18 protein-coding genes, 2 tRNA genes and 1 pseudogene are annotated in these 25,486 nt (G+C 48.9%); 11 read left to right on the top strand and 10 right to left on the bottom strand.

Annotated features, from left to right (window positions below; all coding sequences use genetic code 11):
• The first annotated feature begins 78 nt into the window (after nucleotides 1-78).
• Entirely contained in the window at nucleotides 79-1,524 is a 1,446-nt protein-coding gene (locus tag BUB73_RS11795; RefSeq protein ID WP_073286114.1) for a glycogen synthase, read from the top strand.
• A gap of 126 nt (nucleotides 1,525-1,650) precedes the next feature.
• Here BUB73_RS11795 and BUB73_RS11790 read toward each other — a convergent pair.
• Nucleotides 1,651-1,724, bottom strand: a tRNA-Ile gene (locus BUB73_RS11790).
• Between the two features lie 203 nt (nucleotides 1,725-1,927).
• On the opposite strand from BUB73_RS11790, the gene BUB73_RS11785 reads away from it, so the two are divergent.
• From BUB73_RS11785 to hsdR, 5 genes are all read left to right on the top strand, one after another.
• Complete coding sequence (locus BUB73_RS11785) at nucleotides 1,928-2,251, top strand: type II toxin-antitoxin system RelE/ParE family toxin (protein WP_073159521.1); 324 nt, start codon at nucleotides 1,928-1,930, stop codon at nucleotides 2,249-2,251.
• A gap of 8 nt (nucleotides 2,252-2,259) precedes the next feature.
• Nucleotides 2,260-3,282: an XRE family transcriptional regulator gene (locus BUB73_RS11780; RefSeq protein WP_073286112.1), complete on the top strand. Its 1,023-nt coding sequence runs from the start codon at nucleotides 2,260-2,262 to the stop codon at nucleotides 3,280-3,282.
• A gap of 389 nt (nucleotides 3,283-3,671) precedes the next feature.
• Nucleotides 3,672-5,123, top strand: a complete 1,452-nt coding sequence (locus BUB73_RS11775) for a class I SAM-dependent DNA methyltransferase (RefSeq protein ID WP_073286109.1) — start codon at nucleotides 3,672-3,674, stop codon at nucleotides 5,121-5,123.
• Nucleotides 5,124-5,213: 90 nt separating this feature from the next.
• Nucleotides 5,214-6,401, top strand: a complete 1,188-nt coding sequence (locus tag BUB73_RS11770; protein WP_073286106.1) for a restriction endonuclease subunit S — start codon at nucleotides 5,214-5,216, stop codon at nucleotides 6,399-6,401.
• Between the two features lie 102 nt (nucleotides 6,402-6,503).
• Nucleotides 6,504-8,846 (top strand): EcoAI/FtnUII family type I restriction enzme subunit R, encoded by a 2,343-nt coding sequence (gene hsdR / locus BUB73_RS11765; RefSeq protein ID WP_073286103.1) that lies wholly within the window; start codon nucleotides 6,504-6,506, stop codon nucleotides 8,844-8,846.
• Nucleotides 8,847-8,916: 70 nt separating this feature from the next.
• Here hsdR and BUB73_RS11760 read toward each other — a convergent pair whose 3' ends face one another.
• Both BUB73_RS11760 and BUB73_RS11755 read right to left on the bottom strand, forming a co-directional pair.
• A complete protein-coding gene (locus tag BUB73_RS11760; protein WP_073286101.1) occupies nucleotides 8,917-9,849 on the bottom strand; it encodes an Rpn family recombination-promoting nuclease/putative transposase in 933 nt (310 codons plus the stop codon).
• Between the two features lie 292 nt (nucleotides 9,850-10,141).
• Complete coding sequence (locus BUB73_RS11755; RefSeq protein WP_073286098.1) at nucleotides 10,142-11,440, bottom strand: ATP-binding protein; 1,299 nt, start codon at nucleotides 11,438-11,440, stop codon at nucleotides 10,142-10,144.
• Nucleotides 11,441-11,697: 257 nt separating this feature from the next.
• On the opposite strand from BUB73_RS11755, the gene BUB73_RS11750 reads away from it, so the two are divergent.
• The 4 genes from BUB73_RS11750 to nudC all read left to right on the top strand — a co-directional run bounded on the left by BUB73_RS11750 (nucleotide 11,698) and on the right by nudC (nucleotide 17,022).
• Nucleotides 11,698-12,972, top strand: a complete 1,275-nt coding sequence (locus tag BUB73_RS11750; protein WP_073159501.1) for a saccharopine dehydrogenase family protein — start codon at nucleotides 11,698-11,700, stop codon at nucleotides 12,970-12,972.
• A gap of 164 nt (nucleotides 12,973-13,136) precedes the next feature.
• Nucleotides 13,137-15,035, top strand: coding sequence for a biosynthetic arginine decarboxylase (gene speA / locus BUB73_RS11745; protein WP_073159499.1), 1,899 nt, complete (start codon nucleotides 13,137-13,139; stop codon nucleotides 15,033-15,035).
• A gap of 96 nt (nucleotides 15,036-15,131) precedes the next feature.
• Nucleotides 15,132-16,205: a GGDEF domain-containing protein gene (locus BUB73_RS11740; protein WP_073286096.1), complete on the top strand. Its 1,074-nt coding sequence runs from the start codon at nucleotides 15,132-15,134 to the stop codon at nucleotides 16,203-16,205.
• A gap of 1 nt (nucleotide 16,206) precedes the next feature.
• On the top strand, nucleotides 16,207-17,022 hold the full coding sequence (nudC, locus tag BUB73_RS11735) for an NAD(+) diphosphatase (protein ID WP_073159495.1): 816 nt from the start codon (nucleotides 16,207-16,209) through the stop codon (nucleotides 17,020-17,022).
• Nucleotides 17,023-17,087: 65 nt separating this feature from the next.
• On the opposite strand, the gene BUB73_RS11730 is transcribed toward nudC, so the two are convergent.
• The 4 genes from BUB73_RS11730 to BUB73_RS11715 form a co-directional block, all read right to left on the bottom strand.
• The gene (locus BUB73_RS11730) at nucleotides 17,088-19,886 is read right to left on the bottom strand and encodes an ATP-binding protein (RefSeq protein WP_073286094.1); all 2,799 of its coding nucleotides are present in this window, start codon (nucleotides 19,884-19,886) and stop codon (nucleotides 17,088-17,090) included.
• 72 nt (nucleotides 19,887-19,958) lie between these two features.
• On the bottom strand, nucleotides 19,959-20,396 hold the full coding sequence (locus BUB73_RS11725) for a nucleoside deaminase (RefSeq protein WP_073159491.1): 438 nt from the start codon (nucleotides 20,394-20,396) through the stop codon (nucleotides 19,959-19,961).
• Nucleotides 20,397-20,406: 10 nt separating this feature from the next.
• Nucleotides 20,407-21,114, bottom strand: coding sequence for a DNA/RNA nuclease SfsA (sfsA, locus tag BUB73_RS11720; RefSeq protein WP_073286091.1), 708 nt, complete (start codon nucleotides 21,112-21,114; stop codon nucleotides 20,407-20,409).
• Between the two features lie 14 nt (nucleotides 21,115-21,128).
• Nucleotides 21,129-21,629, bottom strand: a complete 501-nt coding sequence (locus BUB73_RS11715; protein WP_073237287.1) for a hypothetical protein — start codon at nucleotides 21,627-21,629, stop codon at nucleotides 21,129-21,131.
• 58 nt (nucleotides 21,630-21,687) lie between these two features.
• On the opposite strand from BUB73_RS11715, the gene BUB73_RS11710 reads away from it, so the two are divergent.
• Nucleotides 21,688-21,760, top strand: a tRNA-Gly gene (locus BUB73_RS11710).
• A gap of 505 nt (nucleotides 21,761-22,265) precedes the next feature.
• Here BUB73_RS11710 and BUB73_RS11705 read toward each other — a convergent pair.
• From BUB73_RS11705 to BUB73_RS11695, 3 genes and pseudogenes are all read right to left on the bottom strand, one after another.
• Nucleotides 22,266-23,402 (bottom strand): PDDEXK nuclease domain-containing protein, encoded by a 1,137-nt coding sequence (locus BUB73_RS11705; RefSeq protein ID WP_073286088.1) that lies wholly within the window; start codon nucleotides 23,400-23,402, stop codon nucleotides 22,266-22,268.
• 553 nt (nucleotides 23,403-23,955) lie between these two features.
• Nucleotides 23,956-24,972, bottom strand: a complete 1,017-nt coding sequence (locus BUB73_RS11700) for a virulence RhuM family protein (RefSeq protein WP_073286085.1) — start codon at nucleotides 24,970-24,972, stop codon at nucleotides 23,956-23,958.
• A 185-nt stretch (nucleotides 24,973-25,157) separates the two neighbouring features.
• Nucleotides 25,158-25,391: pseudogene (locus BUB73_RS11695) on the bottom strand (PDDEXK nuclease domain-containing protein); the annotation flags it as partial.
• Nucleotides 25,392-25,486 lie beyond the last annotated feature (95 nt).

Below are 25,486 nucleotides of genomic sequence, written 5' to 3'. Positions count from 1 at the left end.
ACTTCTTAAAAATAATTAAATAAATTTATACCAACCTTTGGGTATAAGTAAAATTTTATTAGGAGTAATCTCTTAGGCATGAACATTCTTGTCGTAAGCCCGGAAGCAGGCAATTGGAGGCGCACGAGCCCCCTGGCAACCGCAGTCAACCGCATGACAGACGCATTCGCATGTGCCGGTGCCAAGGTTTTGACCTGCTCCCCGTTCTACAAGGAGCTGATGGTCGATGTAGATTCCTACAAGTGCATCTTTACAGGAACCGAAAAACTTCAGAACAAGCCCTACGAGATCTGGGTATCCGAAAAGGACCCCCTCCACACCTACATATACAACCAGGAATTTTTTGACAGACCCCACGTGTACGGCCCTCCCGACGAGCGCCCCTACACCGACAACCACCTGCGTTTCGCCTTTTTGGCCTCCGCAGCGCTAGCCTACGCCGAAGCCTCCAACTTCGCCTGCCAGGCCATCATGGGTCACGAATGGGGCGGCGCCCTTGCCGGCACCCTGGCAAGGACTCTGTACACCAGCTACGCCGCCGACATCCCCTTCTTCTTCAACATCCATAACATCACCTACGACTTCCACGTATCCTCCAGCGAAATCGAGAAGATCGGCCTCCCCCGCGAAGACTACAACATGGACGGCTACGAGTTCTGGGGCAAGGTGAGCCTGTTGAAGGCCGGCATCCTGTATGCCACCAAGGTATTGTTCCCCTCGCCGGGTTACCGCGACGCCATGCTGAACACCAACCTGCCCGGCGGTCTTAGCGGATTCCTGAACCGCAACGCCGACAAGCTGATTGGCGTGCAGTTCGGTGTAAGCTACCAGGTATGGGATTTCAACGACCAGGACTGCCTCCCCATCAAGGAAGCAAAGCGCAGAGCCAGGGCCAACCTGCAGCAGCAGTTGGGCATCGTCTTTAAAGACAAGATGGTTATCTACGTCCACCTGGATTCCGAAGCGGGCAACACTTCCGAGACCTTGGCCACCATCCTTTCGGACGTGGCACACCTCGACGTATTCCTTATCGTCGGAACTTCGTCCAGGAACAACGCCGACTGGAACTACTACAAGGAATTCGCCACGCAGTACCCCGACGTCATGTACCTGCTGGATTTGGATAAATTCATGGGTGACGCCACAAGGCTCCGCGACACGCTGGCCGGTTCCGACGTCCTGTTCGCCGCCAACCTGAGAGAACCCTCTTCTTCGATCATCTTGAAAGCCATGGCCGCGGGAACACTCCCCCTGACCGGACGCACCGTAGGCGTTTCTACCATGCTGACCACCTACAGCCTCGAGACTGCAGGCGAAGCCAACGCCTTCCTGGTTGACGACGCCAACGCACCCCACCAGATGCTGCGCTGCGTCAAGGACGCCGAGAACGTCTACAAGACCGAGACCGCCGACTGGGACAAGTGCGTCGTGAACGCCTACAGCGGATTCCACTACGAATGGTGCAGAACCATCTCCAAGTACCTGCTGATCCTTGGCGAACTTGGACTGCAGCCCAAGGCATAAAGAACAAATTCTTAAACGTAAAGCAGAAGTTTGTTTCCCGAGCAAAAGGGAAAGGAGTCTAGAGGGAGGGGAAAGCCCCTCCCTTTACATAAAAAAAAGACAGGCCATACGACCTGTCTTTTTTAGTGGAGCCTCTCGGGCTTGAACCGAGGACCGGCGGGTTATGAGTCCGCTGCTCTAACCAACTGAGCTAAAGCTCCGGTACGCCTTGCGACGTTGGGGTGTAATATAGTAAAAAAAATGGTTCTAGAAGAAACCGTGACGTAAATAAGTTCTTCTTTTGCAGACGAAAATTGCGGACAGCACACCCAATTAAAGAATTTTTAATAAACCAAACACTTAAACTAGAATTTTAATTTATATTTTAGGTTAATCAAAAAAAAGGAGAACATGAGGATATGAAATGCAAATCGTCTACGCCACTAAAGAGTTGGCAACATGCGCCGGCGACAAATCATTCGCGGTAAAAAAACTAGGCCAGCGTCGAGCGAACGTTTACTGGGCTAGACTTGAAACTCTTAAACAAGCTTGCGATTTGGGAGAATTAAAGAATATGCCCGGCCGTTTTCACGAACTGACAGGAAATCGCGCAGGGCAATGGGCTTGCGATTTGGACCACCCTTATAGGCTTATTTTCAAACCATTAATCAACAACGAAGGAAATATCGTCGGTTTAATTGTAGAGCAAACGGTCTCAATCATGGAAATTGTTGATTACCATAAGTAGGATTTTATATGAACGTATATCATTGTGGCGAACTTGCTGTAATTTTCCCTCCAGGACGCGATCTAGCAGAAAAAATTCAAGAAATGGGAATGGACGCAAACGACCTGGCCGCTCGCATGGGCTACACGCCCAAGGCGGTGAACGACATTTTACAAGGGAACGTCCGCATCGTCTCCGAAGTCGCATTTCTCTTGGAAATGGTGACCAACATTCCCTCCAGCTATTGGCTTCGTCGACAAGTCAGTTACGACGAATACCTCATTCGCGAAAAAGTCAAGGCAAGCCTCGGAAACCAGCCCCTTTGGAAAAAATCCTTCCCGGCAGAAGCATGCGCGAGAAACTGGATCGAAAAAGCTCCCGAGGGCAAATCCAAAACCGAAACCACCGCCAACGAAGTCCACACGCTACTAAAGTTTTTTGCAGTGGGAACCCCGCAGGCCTGGGACCGCTATTACAAGGACGCACGTCTAAAAGTCGCCTTCAGGATTTCCCTGGCAGAGGTGAAAGACCCTTACGCCATGTCCATGTGGATTCGCCGGGGAGAAATCCTTTCTGACGAAGACCCCATGGAACCGCAAGACCACAAGGCTGTTCGCAAGAAACTAAAGCAGCATCTTCCCGAAATTATTGATTTTGCAGCGGCAAACAAAGCCCTTCCCGAAAGCGCAAAGGACATTACCTACAACACTCCCGAAGCCGACGTAGTTGACGATTGCATGACCGGGCTTGCAGAGCTTTGCCGCAAAATCGGAATTCGCATTCTTTTTGTACAGAACTTCAAGACAGCACCCGTCCATGGAATGTACCGCTGGTACAAGGACGTCCCCACAATTCAGCTACACGACCGCTTCAAGAGCCGCGAAGCCATGTGGCACACGTTCTTCCATGAACTCGCCCACGTTCTATACCACGGCAAAAAAGGAATCTGTCTGCAAAATGTCGATATTACCCACCACCATCCCGAAAAGGAAGAAGAAGCCAATTGCTTCGCACAAAAATGCATGGCGGAGGCGGGATTTGTGGATGGCTAGGATTGACGGGGAGGATTGCGTTCAATTATCTTGAATAAGTAACGACTTTATGGTTGGCTGCTTTGAGCTGCCAACCTTTTTCTTTTGCTTTTTAATTATATTCTCCTTGACATAGTTCTCCGCTGCGCAAGTGACGAAGGACGCAAAATTTAACGTAGAGTTAGCTCTTATCCGTTAGTCAGAAATCGGCAAAATTTCAAAACCACAAAGGATAAGGCGGACACTCACGTCCAGAAATGGGCGTGGGTCGTTTGTGCTTATTGTGGTATGGCTTTGCCGAGCCTCTGACTAAATAGGTGCATTCGAGCCCACGCTTTTTTATTTGCTTTTTGCAAAGGGCGTGGCACAAAAATCACCTGCACAGGGCTAACCTCAAAAGAGGAGCCCACATGTTCGAACAGGTTTTCAAGAATATCGACGACATCCTTTGGAAAGAGGGTGGCTGCAGCAACGAATTGGATTACGTGGAACAGACTTCCTGGATCCTTTTCCTCAAGTACCTGGACAACCTGGAAAGCGAACGGGAAGACGAAGCGGCTCTCCGTGGCGAAGATTACGAACGGATCATCGAAAAGAAATTCCGCTGGGAAACCTGGGCGGCACCCAAAACTTCCAAGGGCGAACCGGACCACAACAAGGCCATGACCGGCGACGACCTTATTGATTTCGTGAACGAAAAACTTTTCCCCCACCTGAAGAAGTTCAAGGAAAAGGCTTCCACCGCGGCATCCTTGGAATACAAGATCGGTGAAATTTTCGGGGAACTGAAAAACAAGATTACCAGCGGCTACAACCTCCGTGAAATTCTCTGGTATGCCGACAAGCTCAGCTTCCAGAGTAGCGAAGAAAAGCACGAAATGAGCCACCTATACGAAGACAAGATTCACCGTATGGGTAACGCAGGCCGAAACGGCGGCGAGTATTACACGCCCCGCCCCCTAATTCGAACCATCGTGAAAGTGGTGGACCCCAAAATTGGCGAAACAGTTTACGACGCCGCCTGCGGAAGCGCAGGGTTCCTTTGCGAAGCATACGCCTACATGAAGGAAAAGGTGAAGAACGTTTCCCAAAAGGAAACCTTGCAGACCAGAACCTACTACGGCAAGGAAAAGAAAGGGCTGGCCTACATCATCGGCATCATGAACATGATTCTCCATGGCGTAAGTGCGCCCAACATTCTGCACACCAACACCCTAACCGAGAACATGGCCGCGGTAGAAGAAAAAGACCGCAAGAATGTAATCCTGGCGAACCCGCCCTTCGGTGGCAAGGAACGCGCCGAAGTCCAGCAGAACTTTGAAATCAAGACCAGCGAAACCGCCTACCTGTTTATGCAGCACTTTATGAAGATGCTGAAAGCCGGCGGCAGGGCTGGCGTTGTCATCAAGAACACAGTGCTGAGCAATACGGATAACGCATCCATTGCCTTGCGTAAAAGTCTCCTTGAAAATTGCAACCTCCACACCATCCTGGATTTGCCCAGCGGCGTGTTTACCGGCGCCGGTGTAAAGACCGTGGTGCTGTTCTTTGAAAAGGGCAAGCCCACCGACAAGATTTGGTATTACCAGCCCAACTTCGGCAGAAACCTGGGCAAGACAAATCCCCTGAGTGAAGAGGACCTTGCTGAATTTGTTCAGCTACAAAAGAAAAAGACCGACAGTGAAAATTCCTGGACCATCAAGGTCTCGGATTTGAATGAGAACTACGATCTTTCCGTAAAGAATCCCAATCGCAAAACCGAAGTGGAGCTCCGCGAACCTTCCGAAATTATCGACGAAATGCAACGCCTCAACAAGGAAAGTGAACAACTCCTGAAAGAACTCGTTAAAAGCGTGAAGTAGTTTGCCATCGTCATTCCCGGCTTGACCGGGAATCTAGCAATGCGAGTGTCATCCTGAGCGTAGCGAAGGATCTAGAACAAAAAGGTTTATATGAGTAAGAAGAATGTTGAATGGGAATGGAAGAAACTTGGGGATGTTTGCGAAGTAATTGCAGGTCAATCACCAAAAGGTTCTTCTTACAATAACAATGAAGAAGGAATGGAATTTCACCAAGGAAAGAAATCCTTCGGTAAGACCATTATTGAGTCTTCTGGTGTATGGACTTCAGAGATTACCAAAATCGCGAGCCCCGAAGACATTCTCATTTCGGTGAGAGCACCCGTTGGTCCCGTTAATTTCACCGATCGACAACTGTGTATTGGACGAGGTCTCGCTGCTATTAGAGCAAAGCATATTGATAAAAAATATCTGTATCTATTTCTCGTTTATAACGAATCAAATATGACAAGTAAAACCGGAGCAGTCTTTGATTCAATTAGCCGAAACGATATCATAAATTTTGAAATTCCCATTCCGCCGCTGGATGAGCAGGAGCGGATTGTCAAGGTTTTAGACGACGCCTTTGAAAAAATTGACACCATCAAAACCACCGTCGAAACCAACCTTCAAAACGCCAAAGACCTTTTCCAAACAACTCTTGCCAACGAACTCTCCATCACCGATGAAAAAATCAAGCAGGGATGGGTAGAAGAATCGTTAGAGAATTGTTGCACACATATTGTTGATTGTCCTCATAGTACACCTAAAAAAGCTCAACGAAAAACGCAATATCCCTGTATCAGAACATCAGAATTACGCAATGGCAGAATTTACTGGGAATCAATGCAATATCTAGATGAATCTGAATATTTAAAACGAATATCTCGTTTGAAGCCTGAATACAACGACATTGTATACGGACGTGAAGGAACCTTTGGAGACGCAGTATTATTACCCAATACTCATTTTTTTAGTCTTGGTCAAAGAACCATGCTTTTAAGGCCTGACAAATCAAAAATTAGCCCTAAATTCATGCTAAACATGATTATTTCGCCAATTGTGTATAACCAAGCAAAAGCTAAGAACAAAGGTTGTGGAGTTGGTCATGTTAATGTTGGTGACATAAAACAATTTTATTTACCTCTCCCACCTCTTCCCGTCCAAAAGCAAATTGTAGCCAAACTGGATACCCTTTCCGAAAAAGTCAAACAACTAGAATCAAACTACAAGCAAGTCCTAGCCGACTGCGACGAACTGAAGAAAGCTCTTCTCAAACAAGCGTTTGAAGGAATGCTCTAGATTGCCACGTCGCTTTCGCTCCTCGCAATGACACTATAGGAAAGAACTTCTTGCATCAATTCATTTACTGAACACTAGCCACTAACCACTGCTTACTAGATTATGAACGAGTCCGATACCAGACGAAAGAAGATTGACCCGAAGCTGAAAGAAGCGGGTTGGGAAGTGATTCCGGAAAGTGAAATCTTTACGGAACAGTCCGCCTATGAAATCGCGCCGGGCCGCATCGCCAATCACGAGCGCAATCCCAAGAAAATCGACTATCTGCTGGTTTACAAGGGCATCAAAATCGCCATCGTCGAAGCCAAAAAAGACGAAGTGGATGTTAGCGAAGGCGTGGCCCAGGCCAAGGAATACGCCAAGCGCATGAGCATCCGCTTTACCTATTCCTGCAACGGGGACAAGATCTGGGCCATCGACATGAAAACAGGCAAGGAAGGTCTTGTCAATGCATTCCCATCTCCCGATGAACTATGGGCAACACAGTTCCCCGTCAACAATCCTCTCCGTGACAAGTTAAATGCAGTTCCGTTCAATCGCGACGGCGGCAAGTCACCCCGCTACTATCAGGAAAACGCAGTCAATGCCGTAATGGACGCCTTTTCCCGCAAGCAGGACCGCGTTCTCTTGACTCTTGCAACAGGAACCGGCAAAACCTATATCGCATTCCAAATCTGCTGGAAATTAACTCAGGCCCGCTGGAATGTTAGCGGCACAAGTCGCCAGCCTCGAATACTGTTTCTTTCCGACAGAAACATTCTTTCTAATCAGGCGTTGAACGATTTTGGACAATTCCCCGAAGATGCCATGTGCAGAATCACTCCCGAAAACATCCGCAAGGCAAAAGGCGATGTTTCCACAAGCCGCAGCATCTACTTCAGCATCTTCCAGACCTTCATGACAGAGCATAAGGGAAAAGCCTTATTCAAAGCCTATCCCGAAGACTTTTTTGACCTAGTGATTATCGACGAATGTCACCGTGGTGCAGCCAACGACGAAAGCCGCTGGCGAGGCATTCTTGAATATTTTCAGAAAGCTTACCATCTAGGCCTTACCGCCACACCGAAGCGAAAGGAAAACGCCAACACTTATAAATACTTCGGAAAGCCCGTCTATGAATATTCCTTGAAGCAGGGCATCGAAGATGGTTTCCTTACTCCATACCGCGTCCGCATTTCTAAATCAAACATCGACACATACGCCTATGACGAAGACGACGATGTGGAAAGTGGCGAAGTGGACCCCAACCGCATTTACAACGAAAATGATTTCTATCAGGGAAACATTGAAATCCGCGCCCGCGACGAACACCGCGTCAAGGAATTTCTGGATCAAATCGATCCCGACGAAAAGACAATCGTATTTGGCGCCACTCAGGCTCACGCCGCCATTCTGCGAGACTTAATCAATCAAAATTCCAAAAAGCCAAATGTCGATTACTGCAAGCGCGTCACCAGCGACGACGGCGACAAGGGCGAAAAGGATCTCAGGGCGTTCCAGGATAATGAAAAATTGCTGCCCACCATTCTCACCACGTCGCAGAAACTTTCTACAGGTGTTGACGCAAAGAATGTTCGCAACATCGTTTTGATGCGCCCGGTCAACAACATCATTGAATTCAAGCAAATTATTGGACGCGGCACCCGTCTATTTGATGGAAAGTACTTCTTTACCGTCTATGACTTTGTCGGTGCCAGCAAGAACTTTACCGACCCCGACTGGGACGGTGACCCGATTTGCGAAAAGTGCGGCAATTTTCCCTGCACATGCGGAAAACGCGGAGGCGGCAACAAGCCTCCCGTAAAGCCCAAGCCTTGTAAAGTATGCGGTAACTTGCCTTGCACCTGTCCAGTACAAGATCAGAAAAAGAAGAAGGTGGTTATTGAACTTTCGCCAGGCCATAAAATCCAGCTGACGACCGAATGGACAGAACGCTTCATGTTTGATGGCGAACTCATTACCATCGAGCAGTTCATTAAAATTCTCTTCGGTAAAATTCCAAGCTTTTTCAAGAACGAAAAAGACCTTCGCACAAAATGGTCCGACCCGAAAACTCGCGAAGAACTTTTGCAACGCCTCGCCGACGGAGGTTTCAGCAGAGAGCGCCTTCGCCAAGTGCAGACACTTACCGCCAACGAAAAATGCGATTTGCTAGATGTACTTGAATATATCGCATACCAAAGCACGCCAATGGAACGCGTCGCACGCGTCCAGCTGATGCACGACAGCATTATTCAGGAACTGACAGATAAGCAAATATCTTTCGTAGAATTTGTTTTGAAGCAATATGTGGAAAACGGAGTTGATTCGCTCGCTCTTAAACAGTTGCCAGAACTCGTCAAGCTCCAATACGGAACCGTAAAAGACGCTTGCAACAAAATGAACGTGGACGCAAAAACTCTAAACAGAATCTTTGTGGATTTCCAGAAAGTTCTGTATGCGTAAAAAATTTCCCGAAGATTCTCGCAGAACCTTCGGGATTTTTAATGAAACCGTTTGCAGTTCTTAAAACTGATTATTTCGATTGCTGCAACGAGCGGATTCGTTCTTCGGACAAGCCTGAATAACGAACAATTTCGTCCATAGGTTTACTATCAGACAGCATCTTGAGTGCCGTCTGGACAGCAACACGGTCTTCCGTCTTTTCCACAGCCTTTTCAACGGCTTCTTCGACTTCAGCGTCATGAATCGTCCTGTATGGCGGTCTTACGAAATCCATGTTGAATGCCTCCTTGAAGTTTTCCGAAATCCAGTAGCGAAAATATACATCCATAGACGTAAGTAAGTCAAGGGCCTCGTTTCCAGTCAATGACGTTTTAACCTTTTTTACCATCTGCGCCAGGAAATCGCTATGGTTCTCTGGATTACGTGCGTATTTCAGAGCACCAATGAACGCCCCCAGCCGGGGACTGAAATCATTCAGACACTTGTCATCGGGAACTGTCGAAACATCCAGAAAGACACACTTGAAGGGAAGCAGAATACTCTGCAACGCCTTGGGATAATCAGAATATGTTTCGTCAAGAGGATTCCAAGATTCTGTTCCGTTGTACAAAATAATTGCCACCGAGGGAATGCCTTTGTCCGCATTCTTTTTCAGCTTTTCTACCATCAAGTGATAGTGATACCTAATCAACTGATCTACGACACCATCATCAGGCCACGACTTGTGTTCCAGCAAGAATCCCACACAAACCTGGACAGGAATCTTCTTTTTAGACAGACATTCCTTCTTTACCTTGGCCAGAAACGCTAAGTCCGCATAGCCGTGACTTTTCGTATCACTATAGTCGCCAGGAATTCGTTCAAACGATTCTCGGTCCAGTAAATCAACAACAGACTTCAGTTCTTCATCACGAGTAGTCAAGTATTCCACAAATTCAAGAAATGTAGATACGTCAGATAAAACATCCCTACAGAAGGGATCATGTAACAATGAAATATTCATTATTTCCTCTGCGTCCAAAAAGAGCGCGTTAAATTTTATGTGGTAAAACAAGGCTTTGCCAAATGCGGCAAAACCAGAACATGCAAAAGTTTTAAGGATTCCTTTTGGTGCCCTACGTTACGTGTCCAGATAGCGCTTATCCAGGTACCCTGCGGCTTTGTGCAGTTAAATAAACTGTGCCGCGAACAGCAAGCAGAGAATTATACGACCGGCTCGTAAGCCGGATGAGAATGGCATAAATTTAAACAAACTGTTTTAACAATGCAAGGGCCAGGAATCATTTATCAAAGCTTTACCCCAAGCACCATTTCCAAACGGGAACAACTTTAATTCCGTTATCCAGAACAACTTCAGAATCCCAAGTGACAACAAAACAGTCCTTGACTTTTATTTCATCGCGGGCAAGGCACAAGGCCGACAGTTCGCGATCAGATGTTTCGGATTTTTCCATGTTCCAGGCGACTTGGATTAGCTGCCGTGATTTTGAATTTTGGTCAGTCACCAAAAAGTCAACTTCGCCGCCAGATTTGCTGATGTAATACTCGATTTTATTGTTGCCGCGACGCAGGTGCATAAACACCAGGTTTTCAAGCAGCCAGCCTCGTTCCGCATCATTCTTTGGGGTCATGGCGCGGATAAGGCCGGTATCGACGATGTAGAACTTGTCTGGATTCGTGCGGCGAACAGCCAGAGAATCAGTCCTTATAGAAACCGGATAAATCAAGTATGCATTGACAAAATATTGCAGGTATTCAGAAATGCGTTCGCGATTGTCGGAAGCACCTACGGCACGGAGCGCACCGGAGATGGCTCGTGTAGAAATTTTGCGAGCGTAGTTGTGGATGATGTAATCCAAAGTATAGCGCAAAGCCTGAGTGCTTGAAATTTCATGGCGTTCAATCACATCGCGATAAACTACGGCATTCACATATTCCTGAAGCAGTTTGTTGCGGATTCGCAAATCTTCGCCTTGAATATCGGGGAAGCCGCCTTCTTCAAGATAACGGATCATGGCGTTTCGCAGCAAGCCCGCCGTTCTCGGAGAAAACGGTGCCTGCGGTACAGTCTTTACAAGACCATTAAAAGTCAGAAATTCCGAAAAAGAAAGCGGGAAAATCTCAACATCGAGAGAACGGCCTCGCAACTGCGTGGCAACTTCTGATGAAAGAAGTTTCGCAGAAGATCCAGTCAGGCAAAGCTGAACGCGATTGGAATCTACCAACCGACGGGCAAACAATTCCCAGCCTTCAACATCCTGGAGTTCATCCAGAAAATACCAACATTTTTCCTTTGCGGCCTCGGGGTACATGGCTGCATGAATTTCCCCAATGAGCTTCAAGTCGTTTGCCGAAACACCTCGCAAGCGCTCATCGTCAAAGTTGATATAAACAATCCGTTCTAATGGAATACCATCGCTAAGCAATTCCTGTATTCGATGAAACGCCACATAGGTCTTGCCCACACGACGCATGCCGATAATGGAGGTCGCATTACGCGCCTTTTCGTAGTATTCAACAACACGGGGGTGAATTTTTTCGGGAAGGCCTTCCTCGTAAAATTCACGCATAATTTCGGCAATTGCATTCTTCATAGCTTGCAATATACATAATTTTCAATTGCGTTGCAAAATTGGCTCAAATAACAGGCCAATTTTAAGCAATATTGGCCTAAAAAATAAGCCAATTTTAAAACCAGTAATTTCATCTCCTAAATTCAGGCAATTTTTACCCCATCTTTACTCCCATTTCTAAAGACTCCTCCCCCGCTTTCTATATTTACTAGCACTTATTTTTCTTCAGGGGTCGCCGCCCCTGCACGTTCATTTTTTCAAAAAGGAAAAACAAAAAAATGGCAAGAGCTCTGATTATCGGTTGTGGCGCCGTTGCCACCGTCGCTATCAAGAAGTGCTGCACCGTCAGCGAAGTTTTCTCTGAAATCTGCATTGCAAGCCGCCATCGCGAAAACTGCGAAAAGCTGGCCGAACAGATTCGTCCGAACTCCAAGACGGTGATTACCACCGCTGCCGTTGACGCCGACAAGGCCGAAAACGTGGTGAAGCTGATCAAGGAATACAAGCCTGATCTGGTGATGAACATCGCACTCCCCTACCAGGATCTTGCCATCATGGACGCATGTCTTGAATGCGGCGTAAACTACATGGATACCGCCAACTACGAACCGGAAAACATCGACGATCCGGAATGGCGCAAGGTTTACGACAAGCGCTGCAAGGAAGCAGGCTTCAGCGCCTACTTCGATTACAGCTGGCAGTGGGCATACGCCAAGAAGTTTGAAGAAAAGGGCCTTACCGCACTTCTCGGTTCTGGCTTTGACCCGGGTGTTACCCAGGCTTACTGCGCCTACGCCCTGAAGCACCAGTTCGACACTATCGAAGAAATCGATATCCTGGATTGCAACGGCGGTGATCACGGCTACAAGTTCGCCACCAACTTCAACCCGGAAATCAACCTCCGCGAAGTTTCCGCTCCGGGCAGCTACTGGGACACCGACGCTAACGGCAAGGGCCACTGGGTTGAAATTCCGGCCATGAGCATCAAGCGCGAATACAACTTCAAGGAAGTGGGCCAGAAGGACATGTACCTCCTGCACCACGAAGAAATTGAATCTCTGGCAAAGAACATTCCGGGCGTGAAGCGCATCCGCTTCTTCATGACTTTCGGCCAGAGCTACCTGGACCACATGCGCTGCCTGGAAGACGTGGGCATGCTGCGTACCGATCCTATCATGTTCAACGGTCAGGAAATCGTTCCTATCCAGTTCCTGAAGGCACTCCTTCCGGATCCGGCAAGCCTCGGCCCCCGCACTGTGGGCAAGACCAACATCGGCTGTATTTTCAAGGGCACCAAGGACGGCAAGCCCAAGACTTACTACCTGTTCAACGTTTGCGACCACCAGGAATGCTACAAGGAACTGGGCAGCCAGGCAATCGCCTACACCACCGGCGTTCCCGCTATGTGCGGCGCACTCATGATGCTCACCGGCAAGTGGACTACCCCGGGTGTTCATACTGTTGAAGAATTCGATCCGGATCCGTACATGGACGCACTGAACAAGTACGGCCTCCCCTGGCAGGAAGACTTCAACCCGGTTCTCGTTGATTAGGTATGAGGTATGAGGACGCGGGCGACGCCCGCTCTCAGGTATGAGGTATAATTAGGCGCCAAAGGCGCGATTATCTAACTGAAAGGGAGCGAAGCTCCCGACCTCAAAGAGAGCGAAGCGAACGACCTCAAACCTCAAACCTCAAAATCCAAAGGATTTTGATCATGAAGAAATGGCGTATCGACGACTCACGCGATTTGTACAACGTTCGCGGTTGGGGCGTCAACTATTTTGACATCAACGACAAGGGCCACGCAACTGTTTCTCCCATGAAGGACAAGGGCTGCGAAATTGACCTTTACGAGCTGGTACAGGAACTGTCCATCCGTGACGTTTCCACTCCCATGCTCCTGCGTTTCCCCGACATTCTGGACAGCCGTATCGAAAAGCTGAACGAATGCTTCAACAACGCCCGCAAGGAATACGGCTTCGAAGGCACCTACTACGGCATGTTCCCCATCAAGGTGAACCAGCAGCGCGCCGTGCTGGAAGAAGTTGTTCGTCATGGCAAGAAGTACAACATCGGTCTTGAAGCAGGTTCCAAGCCAGAACTCCACGCCGTGCTTGCCAATATGGATAATCCGGACGCACTGATTATCTGTAACGGTTACAAGGACGAAGACTTTATCGAACTGGCTCTCCTTGCGCAGAAGATGGGCAAGAAGATCTTTATCGTGGTCGAAAAGATGAACGAGCTCCACCTGGTGGTGGAACTGTCCCGTCGCATCGGCATCCGCCCCAACATCGGTGTCCGCATCAAGCTGGCAAGCTCCGGCAGCGGCAAGTGGGAAGAATCCGGTGGTTACCACAGCAAGTTTGGTCTCAACAGTTCTGAACTCCTGGAAGCCTTGGACTACATCAAGGAAGAAGGAATGGAAGACTGCCTGAAGCTGATCCATTTCCACCTGGGTAGCCAGATTACCAACATTCGCCACATCAAGAGCGGCCTGCGTGAAGTCTCCCAGTTCTACGTGCAGATTCGCAAGATGGGTATGGGCCTTGAATTCGTGGACGTTGGTGGCGGTCTCGGCGTAGACTACGATGGCACTCGCAGTTCCAACGCCAGCTCCGTGAACTACTCCATCCAGGAATACGCCAACGACGTGGTGTACGCCCTGTACGAAGCCTGCCAGGAAGCAAAGCTGCCTCACCCCAACGTGATTGCAGAATCTGGCCGAGCCCTTACAGCACACCACTCCATTCTGGTGTTCAACATTCTGGAAACTGCAGGTCAGGCCTTCTTCAACGAAGAAGAACATGAAATCGGTGACGACGCTCCCGACGCACTGAAGGACCTGTACAGCATCTATAAGGGTCTTACTCCCAAGAACCTGCTGGAAAGCTGGCACGACGCCATGCAGCTGAACGATGACGTTCTGAACGGCTTCAAGGTGGGCGACTACGACTTGCCTACCCGCGCCATGAGCGAACGACTGTTCTGGAGCATCGCCCGCGAAGTGAACCAGATCGCAAGCGAACTGCGCCATGCTCCGTACGAACTGGCAGAACTCCCCCGCCTGCTGGCCGAAAAGTACTTCGGCAACTTCAGCTTGTTCCAGAGCCTGCCCGACAGCTGGGCTATCGACCAGATTTTCCCGGTGATGCCCATCCAGCGCCTGAACGAAGAACCTACTGTCGAAACCACCATCCAGGACGTGACTTGCGACTCTGATGGTAAGATCGGCATGTTCGTTCGCGGTGGTGACGTGGCCCGCACTCTTCCCCTGCATAAGCTGAAGAAGGACGATCCCTATTACATCGCCGTTTACCTCGTCGGTGCCTACCAGGAAATTCTCGGCGACATGCACAACCTCTTCGGCGACACCAACGCCGTCCACATTGTCTGCGACAACAAGGGCGGCTACGAGATCGACAAGATCATCGACGGCGAATCTGTTGAAGATGTGCTGGACTACGTGAACTTCAGCGACAAGGCCCTGGTGAAGACCATGGAAAACTGGGTGACCGGTTCCGTGAAGGAAGGCAAGATCTCTGTGAAGGAAGGCAAGGAATTCCTGAACATCTACCGTTCCGGCCTTTACGGCTACACCTACCTGGAATAGTGAACCGTTAAATAGTTCCACGTTAGACTATAAGAAGCCCCGTCTTGTGACGAGGCTTTCTTTTTTTTCGGGGCCCAAACTTTTATATTTGGGTAGATGCTTCAGTTCATCAAAAAGACTTTTATCCACGAGACATTCGAAAGCGTGACCTTCTGGGGCGTGCTGTTTTTTTGTTTTATGGCCTCCATCGCTTCAGCCATCTTTACGGCCATGGAAGACCTGGGTAAAGTCGCCGCCATCTACACAGCCTTCATCACCTTCTACTTCGTGATCCTGGCCATCGTGGCCCAGATGACCAAGAAACACCAGGCCTGCTATTCGGCCATGTGCTTCGCCCTGAACACCCTGATTCTGCCGCCCATGTTCTTTATCTGCGGCGGCCTGAACAGCGGCATGCCCTTTTACTGTATTACCAGTCTGCTGATCACGTCGCTGATTTCAAATTTCAGGACCCGTGTAATCATGGCCATTTATTCCCTGATTCTCTACACGTCCATACTGTTCTACGACTGGTACAATCCTGAACTTTCGCCGCCCCTGGAACCCTTCGACACCATCCTGGATCAGGTGGTCTCCTTCGTTTTCATGGCCCTGCTGATTTTTACCACGGTGTCTTACCTGCTGAAGGCGTACCACCTGGAACGCCAGAAGAAAGACGAAGTCATCGCCAAGCTGGATTACCTTTCGACCCACGACCCCCTTACCGGGCTTTACAACCGACGCATCTTTATCGAGCGCATCCGCAACCAGGTGCTCTCTAGCCCTGCCGGATATTATCTGCTCATGTTCGACATCGATTACTTCAAGCAGATCAATGACACTTACGGCCACCTGTTCGGCGACCAGGTTCTCGAAAGCATCGGCCAGCTGGCCAAGAACATTTGCAACAGAGAAGGCGAAATGGCAGTGCGCTACGGCGGCGAAGAATTCATCTTGCTGATTTGCGAAGACAACTACACCAGCGCCATGGCCAAGGCCGAAGATTTCCGCAAGAGGGTATCGGCCATAAAGTTCGAAGACCAGCCCAACGTAAGCATCAACATCAGCGGCGGCTTTATCGACTGCTATAACCCGAACTTTACCAACTACGACAAGATACTGACCGTCGTAGACGAACGACTCTACACGGCAAAGTCTAACGGACGCAATCAGATTATCGGTAAATACTAGAATGATCCACGAAATCGCCCCCCACGTTCTCGACAACCAGTTTAAGATCCAGGATCCGAAAGCAGACGATTACTGCATACTTTATAACGGAAGCAAGAGCCTTCTGAAAAAGACCGCCTCGGGCTACGCCATTCCCACCGTCAGCGAGATTCCCGATTTCGAGGGACATTACCTGCTGAACATCGACGGTCGCGCCTACTTTACGCAGCAGGTGGCCGAAGACTACGAAGCCCCCGAAGGCTTCGAGTTCATGGGCAACCGCAGCTTTAGAACCATGAGCCCCCTGGAACGCATGGGTGGCGCCACGGCAGCCCACATCGCCCACTGGGAATCCCTGAACAAGTTCTGCGGCAAGTGCGGCAACGTCACCATCCGCGGCGACAGGGAACGCAGCATTATCTGCCCCAAGTGCGGCAACACGGTTTACCCGCGAATCTCGCCGGTGGTTATCGTTGCGGTCCGTAACGGCGACAAGCTGTTGATGGCCCACAACATCGACAATCCCAACCCCAGACTGTTCCTGATCTCTGGCTTTGTAGAAATCGGCGAATCCCTGGAGCAGGCCGCCCACCGCGAAGTCATGGAAGAGGCCGGCGTCAAAATCAAGAACCTGAAGTACTTTGGAAGTCAGCCCTGGCCCTTCAGCGATTCGCTGATCGCCGGCTGGACCGCAGAACTAGATGGCGACGATACCATCCACATGCAGGCCGAAGAACTTTCAGAAGCCATGTGGGTCAAGAGAGAAGACATCCCCCCTTACGAGACAGACGTAAGCATCAGCTGTTGCCTCATCGAAGATTTCCGCAACAACCCCTAGAGCAACAACCCCTAGAGCCGCAGCCCTAAAAAGCTTAAACCTAAAGCCCCGAGAAAATCGGGGTTTTATCGTAGGTACTTTTCCATCAGCATCACCAACCTGGACACGTTGATGGGCTTTGCAATATGGTCGTTCATGCCCGAACGCTTGGAAGTTTCCATATCTTCGGTAAAGGCATTGGCACTCATGGCCACAATAGGAATCGTGGTCGCATCAGGCTTTCCGGAACTACGGATAGCGCGTGTGGCCTGATGTCCATCCATCATAGGCATCTGGATATCCATGAAGATCATGTCGTAATATCCCGCGTCGTGCTCCTCGTACATCGAGAAGGCTTCCTTGCCGTTCCAGGCGGTCTCGAAGTTGATCTTCGTCGTCGCAAAGAATTCCTTGGCGATTTCCATGTTCAGTTCGTTGTCTTCTACAATAAGAATTCGCTTGTCCGAGAAATCCTTCTGCAGGAGCTGATCCAGCGAAACGTCGTCGACAGAGCCGGTGGACTGTTCCTTTCCGACCATCAGCTTGAAGGGAACTTCAATCCTGGAGCCCTTGCCCAGAACGCTATCGACCCTGATATCGCCATCCATCATGCGGGCAAGGCTTCGGGCAATAGACATCCCCAGGCCGGTCCCCTGGATAGCCCTCTTGTTTTCGTCGAGCTCGTCGCGGGAGAAAGGTTCGAAAATCTTTTCCAGATACTTCGGATCCATGCCCAGGCCGTTGTCTTCACAGACAAACAAGTAATCTGCAAAGCCGATCGTCGAAGACGGGAGTTCCGAAAGCGTGGCCTTGATGGTTCCGCCCTCGGGTGTATACTTGATTGCATTAGAAAGAATATTCAGAATCACCTGGCGCAGGCGAAGGGGATCGCCCACGGCATTCATGTTCCGCAGGCCGCTGTAGTCCACCACGAAGTTGTGATGCTTCTGGCTAGCCAGGGACTGGGCCATATTGGTAATGTCGATGAACATCTTGTCGATGGCGAATTCTTCCCTGTTCAAGGTGGTTCTGCCCGACTCGATTCGAGAAACATCCAGCACGTCGTTGATCAGCGAAAGCAGGTGGTCGCTGGCCCCCGAAATCTTCTTGAGGCAATCCTTCAGCTTTTCAGGGTCATCCAGGTGGGCCGTCGCAATGGCCGTCATACCGATAATGCCGTTCATGGGCGTACGGATATCATGGCTCATGCTGTTCAAGAAGGTGGTCTTCGCGCGGCTTGCTTCCTGGGCTGCGGCCAACGCAATCTTCAGATGGTCATAACTACTTTCTAGCTGACGGTTAGCCTTCTTGTACTTCATCTCAGACCTGAAAGTACGAACCAAAAGAACCACGATCACAAACAGAACAGAACCACCCACAATCATGAAAGTCAGATAGTTCTGCTTGATCACGTCGAGGAACGAAGTATTGTAATCCTGCAGGGCGCTGCTGGTAAGGGCCGCATCCAGTTCCTCCCTGGGAATCAGCGAAATGCAGCGGTTCAAAATAGAGTAGAGGATCAGGTCGTCGTTCCTAACCGCAAAAGAAAGCTTCATGATATGGCTGGTGGCGATCCCGAACAAGTTGAGTTCGTCCAGCTTGCGCTCAAAATGCTTGATGCGGAAGTTGCTGACCAGAAGCGTCGTGGCCTTCTTCTGGGAAACATACCTCAAGGCATCGTCAGTAGTCGCCACAATGACCGGCTTCCACTTGGGGAAGTGTACCTGCAAGAAACTTTCGTAATTGGGATTATCCTTGTTGACCGCCACCACATTCTCGTTCACCACAGAGAAATTCTTGTAGTTATCCTTGTGGACAATCGCATACATGTCGGTACCGGCAAAAGACTTCGTAGAAAGGACCCCCGCCTTTTCGGAATCGTACGGATCCAGGTTGATGGGGAACACGCAATCCACGTCGCCGCGCTTCAAGGCATCCAGCGAAGCCTGGGTCGAAACAAAAGCCACCGGTTCGAACTTTATAGAGGCATTCTTGAACACCGAAGACATCATCTTCAGATAATCGCTGAGCGCCCCCTTAAGCTCCCCCGTCTTTTCATCCTTGGCGCAAAAGGCCATGTAGTTGTCGCGGTAGCCCACCTTGATGGTCCTACGCTTCTTGAGCCATTCCAGCTCGTTTGCGTCCAGGAACTTGTTGTTCCTGAGATTGTCAACATACTTCTTGTAAAGATCCTGGGTGTAATAGCCGTTGGTCCTGAACACCGCCGCCATGGCACGGTTCAGTTCTTCTAAAAGGTCAGGGCGTTTCTTGTTGACGCCAAAGAAAATATCAGATGAACCAATTTCCGTCTGAGGTACCATCTGCTCAACCGTCTCATAGGCATCGCCACTGACAATGGCATCCAGCTTGCCGCTATTGAGCATGGCCGCCTGCACCGACTCGTCGTCGACCAGTTCCACAATCTTTGCCTTGATTCCCATCTGGGATTCCCACTTCTTGAAAATCCCGACCTGCACGCTCCCCTTGTTGACCCCCACAATCTTGCCCTCAAGATTCCTTACATCGGCAAAGGAGGCCCCCGCCGCCAGGGGTGCATAAAGCAGGTACTTTTCTACACCCATGGCATAAGACGAAAAAAGAATGCTGCGGGTGCGGTCCTCCGTAAAGGACACATCCGACAGAAGGTCAATCTTGCCCTCCTTGAGCATCTGGAACAAGTTGGGCCAGCTATCCTCTACATACTCATAACGCCAGCCCGTGTAAGTGGCGATATCCCGCTGGAATTCATACGCATAGCCGGAAAGTCGCCCGAATTCATCCCTGTGGCAAAAACGGGAGTCGAAACACCCCACGCGCACCACCTTCTCTGCAAACGCAGAAAGGCAGAAACTCAACAAAACCAAACAGAAAACATACTTTTTCATTGCATCAAAAAACAATAGTCAAAAAAAAAGGCGGTGTCAAACCGCCCCGCCTACAAAAGCCCCCAATTTAGCCTAGTAACGGACATCCGTACTCTTGACATATTCCTCGTAAAGCACCAGACCCTCGGCGCGGTCGCACTCCTCGGGCTTCAGGGGATTATTGTAGAATTGGTCGTCGCGGAACCCGATCTTTTCGGTATCTTCCAGGTTGCAGGCATAATAGCACTTGGTCATGTTAGACCACTGAATGGCCCCCATGCACATAGGGCAAGGGTACCCCGTGGTATAAATCTCGCAACCCGTCAGGTCGAAAGTCCCAAGGTTCTTGCAGGCGTCGCGAATGGCCATCATCTCGCCATGGCAAGTAGGGTCGGCATTCTTGAGCACCTGATTGTGGCCGGCACCCACCACCTTGCCATCCTTGACAACAACAGCCCCGAAAGGGCCGCCATGCTTATGCTCGATACCCACGCGGGCCTCGTCGATGGCGATTTTCATAAACGGATTCATGGTGAACCTCCTAGATTTCCAGTGGCACAGGAGCGTCGTGTACGAGAGTATCCGGCGTTACCTTACAATCATACACAAAAATCTTGACGCCGGCATCCCGGGCGGCCTTCAAGGCTATTCCAAATTGAGGGTGAGTCTCTACGTTAGGCGAAAACTTGCGGCAACCCTTCATCTGAATCAAGAACAGGATGCCACATTCGTAAGGGGTACCATCTTCGGCACGATGCCCATGGCGAAGAATATCCGCCAGCTCCGTCAAGTGCTTTACCCCCCGTTCCGTAGGGGCGTCGGGGAACTTGGCGTGGCCCCCGGATTCCAGGGTGCAGCCCTTCACCTCCACGAACATCTTTCGGCCGCTGAACTCCACATAAAAATCGAAACGGGACTTGCCATAAGTAAATTCCGGCCGGAGCAAGGTGATACCCGGGAAAATCTCTCCGTGGGCGCGGATCCACTCGGCAGCCACCTTGTTGGGCGCCTGGCTATCCATATTGATCAGCAGGTCCCCCTTTTCGACAGCGATCAAGTCGTAGGGAGTCTTGCGGGCCGGATTCTCCGACTTCTCAAGATAAACGGTGCAACCGGGAACCAGAAGCTCCTTGCAACGCCCCGTGTTCTTGACATGGACAACCGTATCGACCCCACCCAACTCTACATGGGCAATAAACCGGTTAGGACGGCTAATAAATTTGGCGGGGACGACGGTGGAATAACGCATACTTTATATACAACCTAAGGGTTGGGTTCTGCAACAGGTACCGCAGGCTTGTTCGTCACCACCACATACAAGGTATCGTGGACCACCACCGTGTCGCGCACATAGACCGTATCGGCCCTGCAGGCCAGATCCGCAGAAGAAGAACTCAAAACTGCCGCCGATGATTTCGGAGGTGCCGCAAGCTGCGTCGGAATCGCCGCAGACGAACTCGGGCTTGCCGCAGGCTGGCTCTTGTACACCGCAATCAGGGAATCGCGGGAGGCGCCCAGGGCCACCAGCTCCTTCTTGTACCGTTCCTTGTTCGCCGGACGGCGTTCGCGGGAATACTTCCCCTCCACCTTGCTGATCTTGGACTCCAGACCATGAATCTCGTCGCAAATGGGCCCCTGGCAGTCAAAAGACTCCGTAGGGCTAAAGAAATCCTTAAACTTGTCCCACATGGACTTTTCTGCGAAAGCAGAACCCACAACGAACAAAACACCCGCAAAAACGCCGACAACAATACGATTTGACATAAATAATCCCCAATACGAGATGACACAATGATAGAAAATTACTACATTACAAGACAACGCGGAAGTAGCTCAGTTGGTAGAGCGCGACCTTCCCAAGGTCGATGTCGAGGGTTCGAGACCCTTTTTCCGCTCTAAATCAAAAGGACCAGGATTTTTCCTGGTCTTTTTTTATTTATGGTTGTAGAATTTGGTATTAAGAACGTCAATAAGTCTTCAAATAGTATTTCCCATCAAGAATACAGAATGTATTATCCGAAGCCTTGCAAACAATATCAGGAATCAACGTTTCCTTGAGGTATGCAAAAGTCTCGTTGATAGTTCGGTCCCAGTCAATTTCGCCTTCACCATTGGTCTCTATAACTTCTTGGTAGTTGGTGTAGATTCCATTCTCGTAATAGGGAACAATTGTTGATATACTTGGGATAGCATTTCAGAACGCAATTTTTCGTATACACCACACCCACGTACTTTATTACGTAGGCTATGTCGGAATTTTCGGTAATATCTTCGGAAATAACTTCGCTTTCTTCAGTGAGTTGATCCAAGTCGAAAGTTTTCCTATTGACAGCCTTGGCAACACCGGAACGCTTAAGAGCCGAAGGCTGATTTCGGCGTCTTTGGCATATCAGTTCTATTTTAGGATCTTTGCGATTTTTCAAAGATATCCTTTTGCATTTCTATTTCGCGGGCAAGGACCTCTTTAGACGGCATGTAGGTCAAGTACTTGGCGGCATACATTCTTTTATTCGTCGCCAATGTGGAGAATTTCGCCACATCCCCGTTCGTTTCGGAACAAAGAATAACGCCAATGGTAGGGTTGTCACCTTCGGAACGCTTGTGGGTGTCATAAAGTTTCAAGTACATATCCATCTGCCCAACATCTTCGTAACAAACCTTGCGGGTCTTGAGATCTACAAGCACAAAGCATTTGAGCATGTAGTTATAAAACACCAGATCTATATAATAGTCGTCTTCTTCTGTATGAATATGCTGCTGGCGACTTACCAGCGCGTAGCCCTTGCCCATTTCCATGAGGAATTTTTGCAGATGGTTCAAAATGGCATTCTCAAGTGTTGTCTCTGTAAATGCAGCATCTTGATTCAAACCAAGAAATTCCACGATCATGGGATTTTTAATGAACTGAGATTTTTCTTTTTGGTAATCCGCTGTAAGGGATTTCATTTCCCTAACCACAACGGCTTTTTTGTTCTTAGGAGTCTGCACCAAACGATAATAATACTGCGAGGCGATATTTCGTTTCAAAGTGCGGTAATCCCACTGCTCTGAGGCTGCTTCCTGCATATACCAGTGACGAGCCTTTTCGTCGGCGACACGCATTAAGTTTTCATAATGCATCCACGATAATTGAGGGAGTATAGCACTTCCCTCGTCGTTCAATTTAGCAACCATTGGTTGCTGAATTTGGTCCACCACTTCCACAAATTCGTTCGGCAGAATCTGAAGGACTTGCAAATTCGGAAACATCAGGTAAAATTTCCTGAAATTGCGAATAACGGTTTCCGAATACCCCTTCCCGAATTTTTCGGTCAGCGACTCCGACGCCAACTGAATCACATGCTTGCCGTAACCCGCGCGGGCCTTTCCCTGCTGCTCCTGCTCCACAATGCGCCAGCCGATAAGCCAGTTGCACGCCACCTGCATAAGGTTCGCCGCACGGAAACTCATGTCGCGAGCGGTGGAAACGATGGTTCCTAAATCCTTGACGAACAACTTGTCGTCAGACTTTTTCAAAGCCAAGTTCTCTCTGGGCATAGTATCTCCTTTGGATAAAAAAAACACCTGTTTTTCACAGATGTCATAGAGATACTTTTCGTACGTCAGGCAGAATGTTAGCTATTTATAAAACGCTGGCAAGGGTCGTTTTGTAATTTATACGTAAAATATCAAGACCCGCCGCAATCATCAATGCCCACCCCTTGCACAGGCAAAAAAGAATGCCATTGAATTCACCAAAAAGAAACAATCGGTCACTTACTGTGTTTTGAATGATGTGCACGAAATCGTTGGCTATTACGCACTCACAATAAAGCCTGTAACTTTTAAAAGTTCTTTTTTAAGCAATAACGCAAGAAAAGTTATTGATTAACCTGCCAATGGAAAAAAGAATATCTGGCCGTAAACTTCTGGAACATGCAATCGCCTCTATAAGACAAGCCCAGAACCTTGTGGGCGGTACCATCGTATTTCTGGAATGTGAAAATCATCCGAAATTAATGAGTTTTTACGAGCAAAATCTTTTTCGACAATTTTCCTTCAGACTTATTTAAAGGGAGGCAATTGGGAAAACACCCACCGTGGTCCGCTCTTATCGCAGTCTTTTATTCGTTTTTTTCACGAGTTTGTCAAAGTCCGATTCAATCTTTTGCGTCTTGTTGAATACATCATATTCAGCAAAGGCCTTGTGTTCCGCCTGCTCGTGAGAAATTTTTCCCTTACCTTCGAGAACCTGATACTTACGGAACTCCAGGAACTCATTTACAGCACCAGCAAACTGTTGCATGGTAAACGGGATTTCTCTTTCAATCAAATCTTCCACATAATCAAAAAAGCCGCTCACAAGACGTTCCAACCTTCTGATCTCCTTTTCGGTCAGATAGTTCTTGGCTATAGCGACATCGCTTTTCAACACGCGACCGTCAGGTGAGTTTTTCCATGTCTGGAGTCCCATATGTTCCTTGGATGCATCGGCGTTAGCAGCGACAATTTCTGCAGCGGTCTGCCCAGTAATCGCAAAGTGGAACTTGTTCTGTACAGTCGCATAGAATTCCTGGGTAACCTCGGAATCCTTATTGTAATCAAAACTGCATTCAGCAAAAATATCGGTAATCTGCTGCCAAATTCTGCGTTCGCTTGCTCGGATCGAACGCACTCGTTCCAGCAATTCACGGAAATAGTCTGCGCCAAAAGCGTTTTCACCCTGCTTCAGGCGTTCATCATCCAAGACAAAACCCTTGCGGATGTATTCCTTGAGAATGCCAGTCGCCCAAATGCGGAACTGCGTTGCGCGAGCAGAACTGATGCGATAACCTACAGAAATGATGGCATCGAGGTTGTAGAACGCTATTTTTCTTTTGACAGATCTCGCACCTTCTTGCTGAACTACCGAGATTTCCTCGGTAGTTGAATCCTTCGAAAGTTCCCCATCTTCATACACATTCTTCAGATGCAATCCAACATTGTCTGAAGAACAGCCAAACAGTTCCCCCATGGCCTTTTGCGTAAGCCAAATAGTTTCATCCTTCACCAAGGCGTTCACCTTGACATCTTCGTCAGGTGTGCTGTACATAAGGAACTGCAACTGTTTTTGAATACTACTAGCCATCACTTCTCCTTTCCGTAGACAAGCGTATAACTACGGATGTTTACTGCACAAATATACACTAATGATTGAAAAATGTCAAGAAGCTGCGCAAATAAAAAAGACCCACCGTGGTCCGCTCTTATTGCTAAGATCGCGTGGTGGGTACGATTACCGGGAATCTACTCTCCATCAAAAAAACTAAGGTCTTAATGCGTTAAATGTTTAACTTCTTTGAAAGACTTGATTTCGTCAGCCAGAACTTTCTGCAGTTCTTCCTTTGGCAACAGCAATTGATAATCAGCAACTCCAATTGGCTTGCCAATACCATCGAGCGAAAGTTCAACTTCAACATTATCTTTTGTTGCACAAAGAATAATACCGACCGAACGATTTTCACCCTCCCCGCGCTCCAGGCGGTCAAGCAATGAAAGATAATAGTTGGCGATTTCTAATCGCTAACGCATAATGTTGAACTTTTTCAAAAGATACTCATTTGGTGTTAGGTAGTCAAGCCTTTTTCTTGGTCTATTGTTCA

The sequence above is a fragment of the Fibrobacter sp. UWH6 genome, from assembly GCF_900142465.1.
Lineage (GTDB): Bacteria > Fibrobacterota > Fibrobacteria > Fibrobacterales > Fibrobacteraceae > Fibrobacter.
This window is presented reverse-complemented; position numbering and strand designations above follow the sequence as displayed.

Bases quoted from the DNA above. Each gene is read 5' to 3' on its own strand.
- BUB73_RS11755 (WP_073286098.1), bottom strand. From the start codon at position 11,440: ATGAAGAATGCAATTGCCGAAATTATGCGTGAATTTTACGAGGAAGGC.
- BUB73_RS11775 (WP_073286109.1), top strand. From the start codon at position 3,672: ATGTTCGAACAGGTTTTCAAGAATATCGACGACATCCTTTGGAAAGAG.
- BUB73_RS11750 (WP_073159501.1), top strand. From the start codon at position 11,698: ATGGCAAGAGCTCTGATTATCGGTTGTGGCGCCGTTGCCACCGTCGCT.
- BUB73_RS11740 (WP_073286096.1), top strand. From the start codon at position 15,132: ATGCTTCAGTTCATCAAAAAGACTTTTATCCACGAGACATTCGAAAGC.
- nudC (WP_073159495.1), top strand. From the start codon at position 16,207: ATGATCCACGAAATCGCCCCCCACGTTCTCGACAACCAGTTTAAGATC.
- BUB73_RS11715 (WP_073237287.1), bottom strand. From the start codon at position 21,629: ATGTCAAATCGTATTGTTGTCGGCGTTTTTGCGGGTGTTTTGTTCGTT.
- BUB73_RS11705 (WP_073286088.1), bottom strand. From the start codon at position 23,402: ATGCCCAGAGAGAACTTGGCTTTGAAAAAGTCTGACGACAAGTTGTTC.
- BUB73_RS11725 (WP_073159491.1), bottom strand. From the start codon at position 20,396: ATGAATCCGTTTATGAAAATCGCCATCGACGAGGCCCGCGTGGGTATC.
- BUB73_RS11785 (WP_073159521.1), top strand. From the start codon at position 1,928: ATGCAAATCGTCTACGCCACTAAAGAGTTGGCAACATGCGCCGGCGAC.
- BUB73_RS11770 (WP_073286106.1), top strand. From the start codon at position 5,214: ATGAGTAAGAAGAATGTTGAATGGGAATGGAAGAAACTTGGGGATGTT.
- BUB73_RS11760 (WP_073286101.1), bottom strand. From the start codon at position 9,849: ATGAATATTTCATTGTTACATGATCCCTTCTGTAGGGATGTTTTATCT.
- hsdR (WP_073286103.1), top strand. From the start codon at position 6,504: ATGAACGAGTCCGATACCAGACGAAAGAAGATTGACCCGAAGCTGAAA.
- BUB73_RS11795 (WP_073286114.1), top strand. From the start codon at position 79: ATGAACATTCTTGTCGTAAGCCCGGAAGCAGGCAATTGGAGGCGCACG.
- sfsA (WP_073286091.1), bottom strand. From the start codon at position 21,114: ATGCGTTATTCCACCGTCGTCCCCGCCAAATTTATTAGCCGTCCTAAC.
- BUB73_RS11780 (WP_073286112.1), top strand. From the start codon at position 2,260: ATGAACGTATATCATTGTGGCGAACTTGCTGTAATTTTCCCTCCAGGA.
- BUB73_RS11730 (WP_073286094.1), bottom strand. From the start codon at position 19,886: ATGAAAAAGTATGTTTTCTGTTTGGTTTTGTTGAGTTTCTGCCTTTCT.
- speA (WP_073159499.1), top strand. From the start codon at position 13,137: ATGAAGAAATGGCGTATCGACGACTCACGCGATTTGTACAACGTTCGC.
- BUB73_RS11700 (WP_073286085.1), bottom strand. From the start codon at position 24,972: ATGGCTAGTAGTATTCAAAAACAGTTGCAGTTCCTTATGTACAGCACA.